The 15,162-nt window shown below is 69.6% G+C and carries 12 protein-coding genes (1 of these 12 only partly in view); 9 read left to right on the top strand and 3 right to left on the bottom strand.

The features are described 5' to 3' along the window. Window positions 1-80 precede the first annotated feature (80 nt). Window positions 81-4,049, bottom strand: coding sequence for a type VII secretion protein EccCa (gene eccCa, locus OHO83_RS15240; RefSeq protein ID WP_266674797.1), 3,969 nt, complete (start codon window positions 4,047-4,049; stop codon window positions 81-83). A 315-nt stretch (window positions 4,050-4,364) separates the two neighbouring features. Here eccCa and eccD point away from each other — a divergent pair, with 315 nt between their 5' ends. The 6 genes from eccD (at window position 4,365) to OHO83_RS15210 (ending at window position 11,566) form a co-directional block, all read left to right on the top strand. Further along, window positions 4,365-5,879 (top strand): type VII secretion integral membrane protein EccD, encoded by a 1,515-nt coding sequence (gene eccD / locus OHO83_RS15235; protein ID WP_266674799.1) that lies wholly within the window; start codon window positions 4,365-4,367, stop codon window positions 5,877-5,879. Window positions 5,880-6,063: 184 nt separating this feature from the next. Next, window positions 6,064-6,351, top strand: coding sequence for a 30S ribosomal protein S15 (gene rpsO, locus OHO83_RS15230; protein ID WP_116509164.1), 288 nt, complete (start codon window positions 6,064-6,066; stop codon window positions 6,349-6,351). A gap of 370 nt (window positions 6,352-6,721) precedes the next feature. Further along, window positions 6,722-8,938 carry a polyribonucleotide nucleotidyltransferase gene (locus tag OHO83_RS15225; RefSeq protein WP_266674802.1) on the top strand — a complete coding sequence of 739 codons (2,217 nt, stop codon included), beginning with the start codon at window positions 6,722-6,724 and terminating at the stop codon, window positions 8,936-8,938. Next, window positions 8,935-10,314 (top strand): M16 family metallopeptidase, encoded by a 1,380-nt coding sequence (locus tag OHO83_RS15220; protein WP_266674804.1) that lies wholly within the window; start codon window positions 8,935-8,937, stop codon window positions 10,312-10,314. Before OHO83_RS15225 ends, OHO83_RS15220 begins: the two co-directional genes overlap by 4 nt. 35 nt (window positions 10,315-10,349) lie before the next feature. Continuing rightward, on the top strand, window positions 10,350-11,105 hold the full coding sequence (gene dapB, locus OHO83_RS15215) for a 4-hydroxy-tetrahydrodipicolinate reductase (protein WP_266674806.1): 756 nt from the start codon (window positions 10,350-10,352) through the stop codon (window positions 11,103-11,105). A gap of 8 nt (window positions 11,106-11,113) precedes the next feature. After that, window positions 11,114-11,566: a hypothetical protein gene (locus OHO83_RS15210; protein WP_266674808.1), complete on the top strand. Its 453-nt coding sequence runs from the start codon at window positions 11,114-11,116 to the stop codon at window positions 11,564-11,566. 72 nt (window positions 11,567-11,638) lie between these two features. On the opposite strand, the gene OHO83_RS15205 is transcribed toward OHO83_RS15210, so the two are convergent. Together OHO83_RS15205 and OHO83_RS15200 are read right to left on the bottom strand one after the other, a co-directional pair. Further along, window positions 11,639-12,199, bottom strand: coding sequence for a PH domain-containing protein (locus tag OHO83_RS15205; RefSeq protein ID WP_266674810.1), 561 nt, complete (start codon window positions 12,197-12,199; stop codon window positions 11,639-11,641). 104 nt (window positions 12,200-12,303) lie between these two features. Then, on the bottom strand, window positions 12,304-12,543 hold the full coding sequence (locus OHO83_RS15200) for a hypothetical protein (RefSeq protein WP_266674812.1): 240 nt from the start codon (window positions 12,541-12,543) through the stop codon (window positions 12,304-12,306). 256 nt (window positions 12,544-12,799) lie between these two features. Between OHO83_RS15200 and thyX the strand changes: the two genes are divergently transcribed. The 3 genes from thyX to OHO83_RS15185 form a co-directional block, all read left to right on the top strand. Continuing rightward, the gene (thyX, locus tag OHO83_RS15195; protein WP_266674814.1) at window positions 12,800-13,540 is read left to right on the top strand and encodes an FAD-dependent thymidylate synthase; all 741 of its coding nucleotides are present in this window, start codon (window positions 12,800-12,802) and stop codon (window positions 13,538-13,540) included. Between the two features lie 208 nt (window positions 13,541-13,748). Continuing rightward, window positions 13,749-14,648: a 4-hydroxy-tetrahydrodipicolinate synthase gene (gene dapA, locus OHO83_RS15190; RefSeq protein WP_266559340.1), complete on the top strand. Its 900-nt coding sequence runs from the start codon at window positions 13,749-13,751 to the stop codon at window positions 14,646-14,648. Window positions 14,649-14,783: 135 nt separating this feature from the next. Continuing rightward, window positions 14,784-15,162, top strand: partial view of a ribonuclease J gene (locus OHO83_RS15185; RefSeq protein ID WP_266674815.1) — the 5' end (the start) only. It continues 1,307 nt past the right edge of the window; only the first 379 of its 1,686 coding nucleotides appear in the window; its start codon is at window positions 14,784-14,786; the stop codon falls past the right edge of the window.

The raw sequence follows: 15,162 nt of genomic DNA, 5'->3' as shown, positions 1-15,162 counted from the left end.
GCAGTCCACAGCACATCCAACTCACCAGAGTGATTCGGCCAGTTCAAGCGAGCTTGCCGAATCATGACGATCTCTATACGTCACTGGTCGGAAGGCATCAGGCCCGTCTGGACCAACGGCTTCCCCCGCTTGCGCGAGACGAAGACGCCGCGGCCCGCCGGCATCGGCCGTGGCCGCACGCCGCCGAGGAGGTCGCCCTCGCCCGGGTCGCCGGCCAGGACGAGGCCCTGGGCGCCGAGTTCCTTCATGCGCTGGATGAACGGCTCGTACGCGGCCCGGCCGCCGCCCGCCGAGGAGCGGGCGATGATGAAGCGGACGCCGACGTCCCGCGCGAACGGGAGCAGCTCGGTCAGGCCCGAGAGCGGGTTTCCGCTCGACGTGGACACCAGGTCGTAGTCGTCGATGATCACGAAGACGTTCGGACCGCGCCACCAGCTGCGGTCCCGCAGCTGCTGCGCCGTCACCTCCGCCGTCGGCGTGCGCCGCTGCATCAGGTCGGCGAGCGCGTCCATGTGGTGCCCCATGGAGTTCGACATGGGGATGTACTCCGCCAGGTGCGACGGCGGTGTCACGTCCAGCAGGGCGCGGCGGTTGTCGACCACGAAGAGCTTGCACGAGTCGCCGTCGTAGCGCTCGGTGAGGCGCTTGATGAGCAGGCGCAGCAGGTTCGACTTGCCGGACTCGCTCTCTCCGAAGATGAGGAAGAACGGGTCCTGTTCGAAGTCGAGGAACACCGGCTCCAGGTTGTCCTCGTCGAGCGCGAAGGACACACCGCGGTCCGGGAACAGGTTGCCCGGGGGCAGCCGGTCCGCCGCGAACTCGCGTGGAAGCAGCCGCACTTCGGGAGCGCCGGGCGCCGTCCAGTGCCGGGTCACCTCGGCGGTCAGCGCCGCCGTGGCCTCGGCGAGGTCCGTGTCCGACGAGAGGCCGTCGATCCGCGGGACCGCCGCCATGAAGTGCTGCTTCTGCGGCGACTGGCCGCGGCCGGGCACGCCCGTCGGCACGTTCGCCGCGACCTTGCGGTCGAACTCGGAGTCCATCGTGTCGCCGAGCCGCAGCTCGAGGCGGTTCATGAGGTGGTCCTTCATGTTCGCCCTGACCTCCATGGACCGCGAGGCCGTGAGCACCAGGTGGATGCCGTAGCCCAGGCCGCGGGCCGCGATGTCGAGCACCGCCGGCTCCAGACCCTCGTAGTCCGTACGGAAGTTGCCCCAGCCGTCGATGACGAGGAAGACGTCACCCCACGGCTGGTCGGTGACCGAGATGTCGCCGCGCGCCCTGCGGGCGCGGAAGTCGCCGATCGAGGCGATGCCGGAGGAGCGGAAGTACTCCTCGCGGCGCATCATCACGCCGTACACCTCGGCGACCGTGCGTCGCACCTTCTCGGGGTCGAGGCGCGAGGCCACCCCGCCGACGTGCGGCAGCCCGGCGACGGCCGACAGACCGCCGCCACCGAAGTCGAGCCCGTAGAACTGCACTTCGTATGGGGTGTGCGTCAGCGCGAACGAGGCGATGAGCGACCGCAGCAGCGTCGACTTGCCGGACTGCGGGCCGCCCAGGATCTGCATATGGCCTGCCGCACCCGAGAAGTCGCACCACAGGGGGTCGCGCCGCTGCTCGTACGGCTTGTCGACGAGGCCCGCCGGGACGATGAGCCGTCCCGCGCCCTCGTAGCCGGGCTGTGTGAGACCGCGGCCCTGCACGGCGGCGAGGCCAGGGAGGAGACTGTCGAGCGACGGCGGGCTGTCCAGGGGCGGCAGCCACACCTGGTGTGCCGCCGGGCCCTGGGCCTCGAGACGGCGCACGATCACGTCGAGCACGGTGTCCGAGAGCGCGTCGTCGGTCGTGGGTGTGGCCTCGGGGCGCTGCTGGGGCACGGCCACGTACTGCACCGGCACCTCGGCCGCCGTGAACAGCACCGGCCGCCGGTCCATCGGAAGCGGCCCGCCCGCCACCGCCGTCCGCGCGGAACCGGAGCGGTAGGTCCCGGACACGTACGCCGCCTTGAAGCGGACCATCTCGTCCGTGCCGTACTTCAGGAAGCCGGAACCGGGCACGTTCGGCAGCTCGTACGCGTCGGGCACGCCGAGCGCCGCGCGGGACTCGGCGGCGGAGAACGTCCGCAGACCGATCCGGTACGAGAGGTAGGTCTCCAGGCCGCGCAGGCGGCCCTCTTCGAGGCGCTGCGAGGCGAGGAGCAGATGCACGCCCAACGAACGGCCGATGCGGCCGATCTGCACGAACATCTCGATGAAGTCGGGCTTGGCCGTCAACAGCTCGCTGAACTCGTCGATCACCAGGACCAGCGACGGGATCGGCTGGAGCGGGGCGCCGGCCGCGCGCGCCTTCTCGTAGTCGTGGATGTTCGCGTAGTTGCCCGCGTCGCGGAGCATCTCCTGGCGGCGGTTGAGCTCACCGCGGATGGAGTCGCCCATGCGGTCGACGAGCGTCAGGTCGTCCGCGAGGTTCGTGATGACGGCCGCGACGTGCGGCATCTGGGCCATGCCCGCGAACGTCGCACCGCCCTTGAAGTCGGCGAGTACGAAGTTCAGCGTCTCGGAGGAGTGCGTGACCGCGAGGCCGAGGACGAGGGTGCGCAGGAGCTCCGACTTTCCGGAACCCGTCGCACCGACACACAGGCCGTGCGGGCCCATGCCCTCCTGGGCCGCTTCCTTGAGGTCGAGCATGACGGGCCGGCCGTCCTCGCCGACGCCGATCGGCACGCGCAGCCGCTCCGCCTGCGAGCGCGGGCGCCAGGTGCGCTTGGTGTCCACGGACGCGGCGTCGCCGAGGCTCAGCAGATCCGTGAAGTCGAGGTTCGCCAGCAGTGGTTCGTCGTCGTCACCGCCCGAGGCCATGCGCAGCGGAGCCAACTGCCGCGCCAGCGCGTCCGCGGCCTCGTAGGAGAGCAGGTCGGGCGTGCCCTCGTAGACCACGCCGTGCGCCGACTCCAGCGTCAGCGAGCGCGGCTGCACGACGATCGAGAGGTCGCCGCGACCCGTCGTCAGCTCGCCGGGCACGACCTCGACGACGGAGACACCCTGCAGGCCCTCGGGGCTGGCCAGCATCGACACCGGCGGCAGGGACACGCCGTCGAGCACGACGACGAGGTGCGGCTGCTCGGGAACGGGCGCCCCGCCGGGGTGGAAGCGCGGACGGCCCTGGAGGCGCGTGGTCAGCATCGCCTCCAGCTCCATCGGGTCGGTGGTGATCAGACGGCGGCTGCCGGCGCCGTCCGTCTGGCCCGCGGCCTGACTGTGCGGCAGCCACTTGGCCCACTCCCACTGCGGCGCGGCCTCCCGGCCCGTCGCCACGGCGATCACCAGGTCCTCGGGGGAGTGCAGCGACGCGAGCGAGGCGACGACGGCGCGGGCCGTGCCGCGCACCGTCTGCGGCTCACCGCTGACCGTCACGTGGTAGAAGGCCCGCAGCGAGACCGCCATCGGCAGGTCCTCGAGCGTGCCGTGCGCGGCGAGGAAGCGCTGCATGGCGCCCGCCGTCAGCGGCTCCAGCTCGTCCACGGGCGCGGTCTGCGGGGGCACCAGCGGAGTGGCGAGCCCCTGCGGGCCGAGGCCGACGCGCACCTGCCCGAAGTCCTCGTCGCCCGTGCGCCGTTCCCAGACGCGGCTGCCCTCGGCGACGAGCGCCCAGAGCTGCTCGGGGGAGGGGTGCAGGTAGTACTGCGCGTCGCGCTGCTTCCTCGCGGTCTTCGTGGCATCGCGCCGGGTTTGCGACAGATAACGCAGATAGTCGCGGCGCATGTCCGACATCTGGCCCTGCGAACCGCGCCGGTAGCGCACCAGCATCGCGATGCCCATGCCCAGGGTCGACGCGATCATCACCATGCCCATGATCTTCATGAACGGCTGCGCGCTGGGATTGAAGAAGAACACGACGGATCCGCCCATGCCGAGCATCGGCAGGAGCTGCATCATCGCGCCTTCCTGCTGCCCGCGTGGCAGCTCGGGCGGAGGCTGCAGGACCACCTCTTCCGTGGGCACTTCGGACGGCAGCGCCCGAGGCGGGCGCTTCACGACGATGTGACTCACTTCGCACCAATTCCCTTGCCAGACCGAGGCGTTCCGTCCGCCGCCCCGTGTCAGGCGGACGTCGATCGTGATTTGCGATCCTACTGACGGTCACTGACAACGGTGGGCGGTAGGGTGCCGGAGGTGCAGTCGAGCACCGCGGATCCGCCCGGGGAAACAGGGCATTTCACGCGGTCGGGAGCGAGCGCGGCCGCGAATGCCGGTCCTGGAAGCCTCGTTGACAGGCGGCTGGGGTGTGCGCGAGCGACGTACACAACACCTCCACATCCGACTGCATCACCGGACACACCAACCGAGGGGGAACAGCAGGTGAGCATGACGGCTTCCGCTTCCGCGACGGCCGGCGCGACCGGCGGAGCGGGCACCGGAGCCCCTTCGGGGGCCGGCACGGGCCTCGGCTTCTGCCGCGTCACCATCGTCGCGCCCGACAGCCGGATCGATGTCGCACTGCCCGACGACGTCCCGGTCGCCGACCTCAACCCGGAGATCCTGCGGCTCTCCCAGCAGAGCCCCGCCGAGGGCGCGCCGGTCGGCTACCACCTCGTACGCCGCGACGGCACCGTCCTCGACAGCGCCCGGTCCTTCGCCGCGCAGCGCATCCTCGACGGCGAGCTGCTCACCCTGCGCCCGTTCTCCGAGTCGCTGCCGCCGGCCGTCTTCGACGACGTCTCCGAAGCGGTCGCCTCGGCCGTCACCCGCGACCGCACCCTGTGGAACGGCGACCTGACCCGCGGCGCCGGACTCATCGGCGGCGGCGTCCTGCCCGCCCTCCTGGCCTTCGTCACGTGGACGGCCGAGCCGCACCACGACATGAACAGCCTCCAGGGCGTCCTCGCCGCGGTGGCCGGCCTCCTCCTCGTCGTCCTCGCCTGCGTGCGCGCCAGGGTCTACGACGACCGCGGCTCGGCCGTCGCCCTGGGACTCGGCGCCCTGCCGAACGTGGCGGTGGCGGGCTCCGGTCTGCTGCCCCTCGCCGACCACCAGGGGATCGGACGGCTCCAGTTCCTGCTGGCCTGCACGGCCGTACTGCTCGCCTCCGTGGTCCTCACCCTGGTCTCGCCGGGCGGCGACGGTCCCTTCGTGGCCTTCGTCTTCGCGTCGGCCGTCGGGGTGCTCACGACGTTCATCGCCATCCTCACGGACCTGACGGCCGTGGAGACCGCGGGCCTGTGCGCGCCGCTCTCCGTAGGGGCCCTCGCCTTCCTGCCGGGCCTCTCCATGCGCTTCGCCCGTCTCCCCATCGGCTTCGAGCCCCCGAGCATGGCCCGCGGCGAGTACGGCAACGACCCCGCCAACCAGGAGCCCGTCGAGGCCGACCGCATCGCGGCCCAGGCCCGCCGCGGTCACGAGCTGCTCGTCGGTCTGGTCGGCGGCTGCGCCCTGGTGTCCGTCGGCGCCGCGGCCGTCCTCGGCTTCTCGCACGACGTGTGGGGCCAGCTCCTCGCCTTCGCCACCGGCGTCGCGATGCTGATGCGCGCCCAGCTCTTCCGCTACACCGCGCAGGTCGCCTCCCTCCTCGCCGCGGGCCTCGCCTCCCTCGTCCTGCTGGGCCTCGGCCTCTCCCTCCACCCGCCGCTGGACTACCTGGACGACTTCTTCAGGAAGGGCGACAGCACCCCCCTCGACATCCGCACGGTCTGGCTCGTCGCGGTGATCGCGGCGGCCACGGCGCTGATCACGTCGATCGGACTGATCACGCCCCGCCGCGGGGTCAGTCCCTTCTGGGGACGTTTCATGGAGATCGCGGAGACGTTCGTCCTGCTCACGCTGGTCCCGCTGACGCTCGCCGTCTTCGACGTGTACGCACAGGCCCGCGCGATGACCGGCTGACCGGACGGTCGGGTGCACACGGAGCGGCTGGTACGCTGTGTGACGGCCGTTTGTGTACGCGCCCTCGGATTCTCCGGAATCTGAAGACTGCGCCCAGCGGACCTCGCCTCCCGAGTAACGGAAGCTCCCCTGAGATGTGGACCAGGGGCACTCGGTGGCCACGAAAAGACTACGAGGAGTACGCGTGTCGCTCGACGCCGCTACGAAGAAGCAGATCATCACCGAGTTCGGCCAGAAGGAGGGCGACACCGGCTCCCCCGAGGTCCAGGTCGCCATGCTGTCCCGCCGGATCTCGGACCTGACCGAGCACCTCAAGACGCACAAGCACGACCACCACTCCCGTCGTGGTCTGCTGATCCTGGTCGGCCAGCGTCGCCGCCTTCTGCAGTACCTGGCCAAGAAGGACATCCAGCGCTTCCGTACGCTGGTCGAGCGCCTCGGCATCCGCCGCGGTGCGGCCGGCGCCCGCTAAGACGCCGTGAAGGGAGCGGTTCCCACCGACAGGGGGCCGCTCCCTTTGCTGTACGTGCGAAGTGTCACAGACGCTTTGTAGTCTGGACGCACGACAAAAGCACCACCGCACGCACGCATCACCACATGTATGCACCGCTTCGATGCACCGCACCCAGTTGCACCGCATCACCGCGACGCATCACCGCACGAGGAGAAGCGCACCCTCGCCGCCGCCGGTCCTCGGTAGTGGCCCCCGGGAGACGGATCCCGTCCACCCCGGGTGCTTCGATCGAAGACCGGCCCGCACACAAGGCGCGCTTCTCCGGCCCCGTCCCTCCGCCACACGGGCGGAACAGGACAAAAGACGAAAAGTAACGGAGAAAACGCTAGTGGAGAACGAGACCCACTACGCCGAGGCCGTCATTGACAACGGCACTTTCGGCACCCGCACCATCCGCTTCGAGACGGGCCGTCTGGCCCGTCAGGCCGCCGGCTCCGCCGTGGCCTACCTGGACGACGACACCATGGTGCTGTCGGCCACCTCCGCTTCGAAGAAGCCCAAGGACCAGCTCGACTTCTTCCCCCTGACGGTGGACGTCGAGGAGCGGCAGTACGCCGCCGGAAAGATCCCCGGCTCCTTCTTCCGCCGTGAGGGCCGTCCCTCCGAGGACGCGATCCTCACCTGCCGGCTGATCGACCGCCCGCTGCGCCCGTCCTTCAAGAAGGGCCTGCGCAACGAGATCCAGGTCGTCGCCACGATCATGGCGCTCAACCCCGACCACCTGTACGACGTCGTGGCGATCAACGCCGCCTCCGCGTCCACCCAGCTGGCCGGTCTGCCCTTCTCCGGCCCGGTCGGCGGCGTCCGCGTCGCGCTGATCAACGGCCAGTGGGTCGCCTTCCCGACGCACACCGAGCTCGAGAGCGCCGTCTTCGACATGGTCGTCGCCGGTCGCGTCCTCGAGGACGGCGACGTCGCGATCATGATGGTCGAGGCCGAGGCCACCGACAAGACCATCCAGCTCGTCAAGGACGGCGCCGAGGCTCCCACCGAGGAGGTCGTCGCCGCCGGTCTCGAGGCCGCGAAGCCCTTCATCAAGGTCCTCTGCAAGGCCCAGTCGGACCTCGCCGCGAAGGCTGCCAAGCCGACCGCCGAGTTCCCGATCTTCCTCGACTACCAGGACGACGTCCTGGAGGCCCTCACGGCCGCCGTCAGCTCCGAGCTTTCGCAGGCGCTCACCATCGCCGGCAAGCAGGAGCGCGAGGCCGAGCTGGACCGCGTCAAGGAGATCGCCGCCGAGAAGCTCCTGCCGGCCTTCGAAGGCCGCGAGAAGGAGATCTCCGCCGCGTACCGCGCCCTGACGAAGAAGCTCGTCCGCGAGCGCGTCATCAAGGACAAGGTCCGCATCGACGGCCGCGGCGTCACGGACATCCGTACGCTCGCCGCCGAGGTCGAGGCCATCCCGCGCGTGCACGGCTCGGCGCTCTTCGAGCGTGGCGAGACCCAGATCCTGGGCGTCACCACCCTCAACATGCTCCGCATGGAGCAGCAGCTGGACACTCTTTCCCCGGTGACCCGCAAGCGCTACATGCACAACTACAACTTCCCGCCGTACTCCGTCGGTGAGACCGGCCGCGTGGGCTCGCCCAAGCGCCGCGAGATCGGCCACGGCGCGCTCGCCGAGCGCGCCATCGTGCCGGTTCTGCCGACACGCGAGGAGTTCCCCTACGCGATCCGTCAGGTCTCCGAGGCGCTGGGCTCCAACGGCTCGACGTCCATGGGCTCGGTCTGCGCCTCCACCATGTCGCTGCTGAACGCCGGTGTGCCCCTGAAGGCCGCCGTCGCCGGTATTGCCATGGGTCTGATCTCCCAGGAGATCGACGGCCAGACGCACTACGTCGCCCTCACCGACATCCTCGGTGCGGAGGACGCGTTCGGTGACATGGACTTCAAGGTCGCCGGTACGAAGCAGTTCGTGACCGCGCTCCAGCTCGACACCAAGCTCGACGGCATCCCCGCCTCGGTCCTGGCCGCCGCGCTGAAGCAGGCCCGTGACGCGCGTCTGCACATCCTGGACGTCATGAACGAGGCCATCGACGTCCCGGACGAGATGTCCCCGAACGCCCCGCGGATCATCACGGTCAAGATCCCCGTGGACAAGATCGGTGAGGTCATCGGCCCGAAGGGCAAGATGATCAACCAGATCCAGGAGGACACCGGCGCCGACATCACGATCGAGGACGACGGCACCATCTACATCGGTGCCCAGCAGGGCTCGCAGGCCGAGGCCGCGCGCGCCACGATCAACTCGATCGCCAACCCGACCATGCCGGAGGTCGGCGAGCGCTACCTGGGCACCGTCGTGAAGACGACGACCTTCGGTGCGTTCGTGTCCCTGCTCCCGGGCAAGGACGGCCTGCTGCACATCTCGCAGATCCGCAAGCTGGCCGGCGGCAAGCGCGTGGAGAACGTCGAGGACGTTCTCGGCGTGGGCGCCAAGGTCCAGGTCGAGATCGCCGAGATCGACTCCCGCGGCAAGCTCTCCCTCATCCCCGTCGTCGAGGGCGAAGAGGGCGACGAGACGAAGGACGACACCGACAAGTGACGTCCCGTAGCTCCAAGGCGACGGCCCGCACCTCCTCGGAGGCGCGGGCCGTCGCCCGTACCCAAACCCTGATCAAGGGCGAGAACGGCATCGGTACGGTCCGCAGGACCACCCTCCCCGGCGGTCTGCGGATCGTCACCGAGACGTTGCCCTCCGTACGCTCCGCGACCTTCGGGATCTGGGCGAACGTCGGCTCCCGCGACGAGACGCCCACGCTGAACGGCGCGACGCATTACCTCGAGCACCTCCTCTTCAAGGGCACCTCCCGCCGGAGCGCCCTCGACATCTCCTCGACGATCGACGCGGTCGGCGGCGAGATGAACGCCTTCACGGCGAAGGAGTACACGTGCTACTACGCGCGCGTGCTCGACACCGACCTCCCCCTCGCGATCGACGTCGTCTGCGACATGCTGACCGGCTCCCTCATCGAGGAGGCGGACGTCGACGCCGAGCGCGGCGTGATCCTCGAAGAGATCGCCATGACGGAGGACGACCCGGGCGACTGTGTGCACGACCTGTTCGCGCACACCATGCTCGGCGACACCCCGCTCGGCCGCCCGGTCCTCGGCACGGTCGACACGATCAACGCGCTGAACCGCGGCCAGATCGCCCGCTTCTACAAGAAGCACTACGACCCGACGCACCTCGTCGTCGCGGCCGCGGGCAACGTCGACCACAACAAGGTCGTACGCCAGGTGCGTGCCGCCTTCGAGAAGGCCGGCGCCCTCACCCGCACCGATGCCGTCCCCATGGCCCCGCGTGACGGCCGCAAGCCCGTGCGCGCAGCGGGCCGCATGGAGCTGCTCGGCCGCAAGACCGAGCAGGCGCACGTCATCCTCGGCATGCCGGGCCTCGCCCGCACCGACGAACGCCGCTGGGCCATGGGCGTCCTCAACACCGCCCTGGGCGGCGGCATGTCGTCCCGCCTCTTCCAGGAGGTCAGGGAGAAGCGCGGCCTCGCCTACAGCGTGTACTCGTACACCTCGGGCTTCGCGGACTGCGGTCTCTTCGGGGTCTACGCGGGCTGCCGGCCGAGCCAGGTCCACGACGTGCTCAAGATCTGCCGCGACGAGCTCGCCCACGTGGCGGAGCACGGTCTGTCGGACGACGAGATCGGCCGCGCCATCGGCCAGCTCTCGGGCTCCACGGTCCTCGGGCTCGAGGACACCGGCGCGCTCATGAACCGCATCGGCAAGAGCGAACTCTGCTGGGGTGAGCAGATGTCCGTCAGCGACATGCTGGAGGAGATCGCCTCGGTCACCCCCGACGAGGTGCGCGCGGTGGCTCGCGACATCCTGGGGCAGCGCCCCTCGCTGTCGGTCATCGGCCCGCTCAAGGACAAGCAGGCGGCGCGCCTGCACGAAGCGGTGGCATAGCCCACCCGTTCGCAACTCGCGTAAGGAACGAAGAGATGAGCAAGCTGCGCGTGGCGGTCCTCGGCGCCGGGGGCCGCATCGGCTCCGAGGCCGTACGGGCCGTCGAGGCCGCCGACGACATGGAACTGGTCGCGGCCCTCGGCCGGGGCGACAAGCTGGAGACCCTCGCCGAGTCCGGCGCCCAGGTCGCGGTCGAACTGACCACGCCCGACTCGGTGATGGACAACCTCGACTTCTGCGTACGCCACGGCATCCACGCCGTCGTCGGCACCACCGGCTGGACCGACGACCGCCTCGCCAGGCTCACCACCTGGCTCGCGGACTCCCCGCGGACCGGTGTGCTCATCGCCCCGAACTTCTCCATCGGGGCCGTCCTCACTATGAAGTTCGCCGAGGCGGCGGCGCCGTACTTCGAGTCCGTCGAGGTCATCGAGCTGCACCACCCGAAGAAGGTGGACGCGCCCAGCGGCACGGCCGCCCGTACGGCGCAGCTCATCGCGGCGGCCCGTGAGAAGGCCGGCAGCGCCCCGCAGCCGGATGCCACGGCCACCGCTCTCGACGGCGCCCGCGGCGCGGACGTCGACGGGATCCCGGTCCACTCCGTGCGCATGCGCGGCCTCCTCGCCCACCAGGAGGTCCTTCTGGGCGGCGAGGGCGAGACACTGACCATCCGCCACGACTCGCTGCACCACAGCAGCTTCATGCCGGGCATCCTGCTCGGCGCCCGCCGCGTCGTGACCACTCCCGGCCTCACCTTCGGCCTGGAACACTTCCTCGACCTGAACGTCTGACGGACCTCATGCGCGCAAAGCTCACCTACCTCGTCACCGCCCTCGTCCTGGTCTTCTACTTCGTCCTGGTCGGCAGCCGCGGCCTGCTCCTCATCGAGCAGGGCACCCTGCTCACCGTCACGTTCGGCGTGGCCGTGCTGATCCTGCCGGTGATCGGCCTCTGGTTCCTCTGGGCCAACACCCAGTTCGTCCGCAAGGCGAACCGTCTCGCCGAGCTCCTGGAGGCCGAGGGCGGCCTGCCCGTGGACGAGCTGCGCCGTGACCAGTACGGCCGCATCGACCGCGACTCCGCCGACGAGGTCTTCGCCCGGCGCAAGGCGGAGGCCGAGGACACACCGGGGGACTGGCGCTGCTGGTTCCGCCTCGCCGTGGCCTACCGCGACGCCCGGGACACCCCGCGCGCCCGCAAGGCGATGCAGCGCGCCATCGCCCTCCAGGAGGGCAGGACGGTCAGCGTCTGAGGACGTGTGCGTCCCGAGTACATGTGAAGGGCCGCGCCGGTGATCCGGCGCGGCCCTTCACGTATGCCTGGTTCAGGCCTGGTGCGGCCGGTACTCCTCGGCCCACACCTCGATGGCGTCCGACGCCCGGTCGAAGGCCTCGGTCCGCGCGAGGAAGTCCGCACCGTGACTGGTGACCAGGGCGGACCTCTCATCGGCCTTGTCCCGCCGTACGAGGAGCAGGGCCTGTCCCTGCACCGTGCGGGGGAGTCCGAGCCAGCGGACCGGCTGCTGGACGGTGCGCACCGTCACGACCTGGGCCCACGGGACCGTCTGGGTCTGGAAGAAGGCCACACGGCGCAGGCCGTGCGCGCTCACCCACGTACCCATCCGCAGCAGGCGCAGGGCCGCCCCGATGATGAGCAGGGCGATGACGCCGCACCCCGCGCCGCCGCCGAGACCACCAGTGAAGGCGATGATCACCGCGGCGAACATGACGTACGAGGCGAGCAGCAGGAGCAGCGCGGCGCATCCCACGCGCCACGGCCCCGGCCGGTAGGGACGCCGCCATTGGTCGCGATCGTCGAAAGGCAGCGCGACATCGTCGGCCACCTCGTCAAAAGCGCGGTCGGCCGTCAGGAAGGGCAGGGGCACGACTGGTCCTCACTCAATCCACGCTGTATTCGGGCTGTGCCCGGTGAGGCTACCCAGGGGTCCGCCTGCCTTCCACCCTTGGGGGGCCGGACGGAGCAGAGGCGTCAGCGGCCGTCGGACGCTTCGGAGTGCTGCGTGTGCGCCGGTGCCTGACCGGACGACAGGGCGGGCATCCCCAGGAGCAGGGCGCCCACGAGCCCGGCGACGACGGTGAGACCGACGAGCGAGCGACCTGCGATCTGGCCGGCCGACGCGCGTTCGCGCGGGGGTGGAGTGACGTTACTGCGGAACTTGTCGGCTTCGGCGATGAAGGCGAACGGAACTGGCTCGCGCCGACCAAACATGGGTGCTGCTTCTCCTCGTCAAGATCGAACGTTCAGGTCATCGAAGCGCTGAGAGCGCGGAGAGCGGCGAACGAACCGCCCCGTTACCCATACAGACGCACGGATGCACCAAAAGGTGCCCTGTTTCGCCGAATTCACTGAAGTTCGGCGATGTTCGGATCGGAATGTCGCGAGGCACGACCGAATGCCCCGTTGTCAGTGGCGGCCCGTAGAGTGGGCGCCGCCCGAGCGAAGTGATGGAAGGACCCCTCGAACCGTGACCGAAACCCCTGCTGACGACCTCAAGCCGACCTTCCGCGGCGACGTGACGGTCGAGCTGGTCAAGCACACCGCGAGCGACACCGACGTGCTGTTCGCCGCCCGCGTCTCCACCGCGGGAGAGCAGTCCCTCGACGAGCTGACCAAGGACCCGGAGCGCTCCAAGGGCCTGATCAACTTCCTGATGCGGGACCGCCACGGCAGCCCCTTCGAGCACAACTCGATGACGTTCTTCATCAACGCCCCGATCTTCGTGTTCCGGGAGTTCATGCGTCACCGCGCGGGCTGGTCGTACAACGAGGAGTCGGGCCGTTACAGGGAGCTCCAGCCGGTCTTCTACGTTCCGGAGGCATCCCGCAAGCTGGTGCAGCAGGGCCGCCCCGGCAAGTACCAGTTCGTCGAGGGCACGCAGGGCCAGCAGGAGCTCACCGGGCGCGTGATGGAGGACTCGTACCGCCACGCGTACGAGGCGTACCAGGAGATGCTCGCCGCGGGCGTCGCCCGCGAGGTGGCCCGTTCGGTCCTCCCGGTAGGCCTCTTCTCCTCGATGTACGCGACGTGCAACGCGCGCTCCCTGATGCACTTCCTCGGCCTGCGCACCCAGCACGAGCTGGCCAAGGTCCCGTCCTTCCCGCAGCGGGAGATCGAGATGGTCGGCGAGAAGATGGAGGCGGAGTGGGCCAAGCTCATGCCGCTCACCTACGCCGCGTTCAACGGGAACGGCCGCGTCGCTCCGTAGCCGGAGAAGCATGAATGCGGCACAGATGTACGGTTCAGCCGTGTGAAGTGTCCGTATTGCGGCATTTCGGAAAGTTCATCTAGCCTGATCAAACGGACCCGGCACTGCCTGAACCCCCGAGCAGGCAGTGCCGGGATCCATCCCCGCCACACCTCCTGGCATCCCCCGAGGGGGGACCGCGCGCTGAGCAGCGAGTAGCGTATTACCCATGGCTCCGACCTCCACTCCGCAGACCCCCTTCGGGCGGGTCCTCACCGCAATGGTCACGCCGTTCACGGCGGACGGCGCACTTGACCTCGACGGCGCGCAGCGACTCGCCGCCCATCTGGTGGATGCAGGCAACGACGGACTCGTCGTCAACGGCACCACCGGCGAGTCCCCGACCACCAGCGACGCGGAGAAAACGGATCTCGTACGAGCCGTGCGACAGGCGGTCGGCGACCGCGCCCACGTCATCGCCGGCGTCGGTACGAACGACACCCACCACAGCATCGAGCTCGCCCGCGCCGCCGAAAAGGCCGGAGCGCACGGCCTGCTCACAGTGACGCCGTACTACAACAAGCCCCCGCAGGAAGGCCTCCTGCGGCACTTCACCGCGATCGCCGACGCCACCGAACTGCCGGTGATGCTGTACGACATCCCGGGCCGCAGCGGCGTACCCATCAACACCGAGACGATCGTCCGCCTCGCCGAGCACCCGCGCATCGTCGCCAACAAGGACGCCAAGGGCGACCTCGGCCGCGCCAGCTGGGCCATCGCCCGCTCCGGCCTCGCCTGGTACTCCGGCGACGACATGCTCAATCTGCCGCTGCTCTCCGTGGGCGCGGTCGGCTTCGTCTCCGTCGTCGGCCACGTCGTCACCCCCGACCTGCGCGCCATGCTCGACGCGTTCGTCAGCGGCGACGTACAGAAGGCCACCGAGATCCACCAGAAGCTGCTCCCGGTCTTCACCGGCATGTTCCGCACGCAGGGCGTCATCACGACCAAGGCGGCACTCGCCCTCCAGGGCCAGCCCGCCGGTCCGCTGCGCCTGCCCCTCGTGGAGCTCACGCCCGACGAGACCGCCCAGCTCAAGATCGATCTCGCCGCCGGCGGTGTGCAGCTCTAAACACAGACTTCACAACTGAATACGCACGACCGCGGGACACAGCTCCTGCACCCACACAAGACAACTGCTACTGCACGAACGTCACGCGCGCCACGTGCCTTACAGGTACGTGGCGCGCGTGGTGAGGAGAGTCTTTTGAGTCATCCGCATCCTGAACTCGGCGCCCCGCCGAAGCTCCCGAAGGGTGGCCTGCGCGTCACCCCGCTCGGCGGCCTCGGTGAGATCGGCCGCAACATGACGGTCTTCGAGTACGACGGCCGCCTGCTCATCGTCGACTGCGGCGTCCTCTTCCCCGAGGAGGAGCAGCCCGGCATCGACCTGATCCTGCCGGACTTCACGTCCATCAGGGACCGCCTCGACGACATCGACGGCATCGTGCTCACGCACGGCCACGAGGACCACATCGGCGGCGTTCCGTACCTCCTGCGCGAGAAGCCGGACATCCCGCTGATCGGCTCCAAGCTGACGCTCGCCCTCATCGAGGCGAAGCTCCAGGAGCACCGCATCCGCCCGT

Origin of the sequence: Streptomyces sp. NBC_00569, from assembly GCF_036345255.1 — a bacterium.
Lineage (GTDB): Bacteria > Actinomycetota > Actinomycetes > Streptomycetales > Streptomycetaceae > Streptomyces.
Note: the sequence above shows the minus strand (reverse complement) of the source record. Positions and strands in the feature narration are given on the sequence as shown.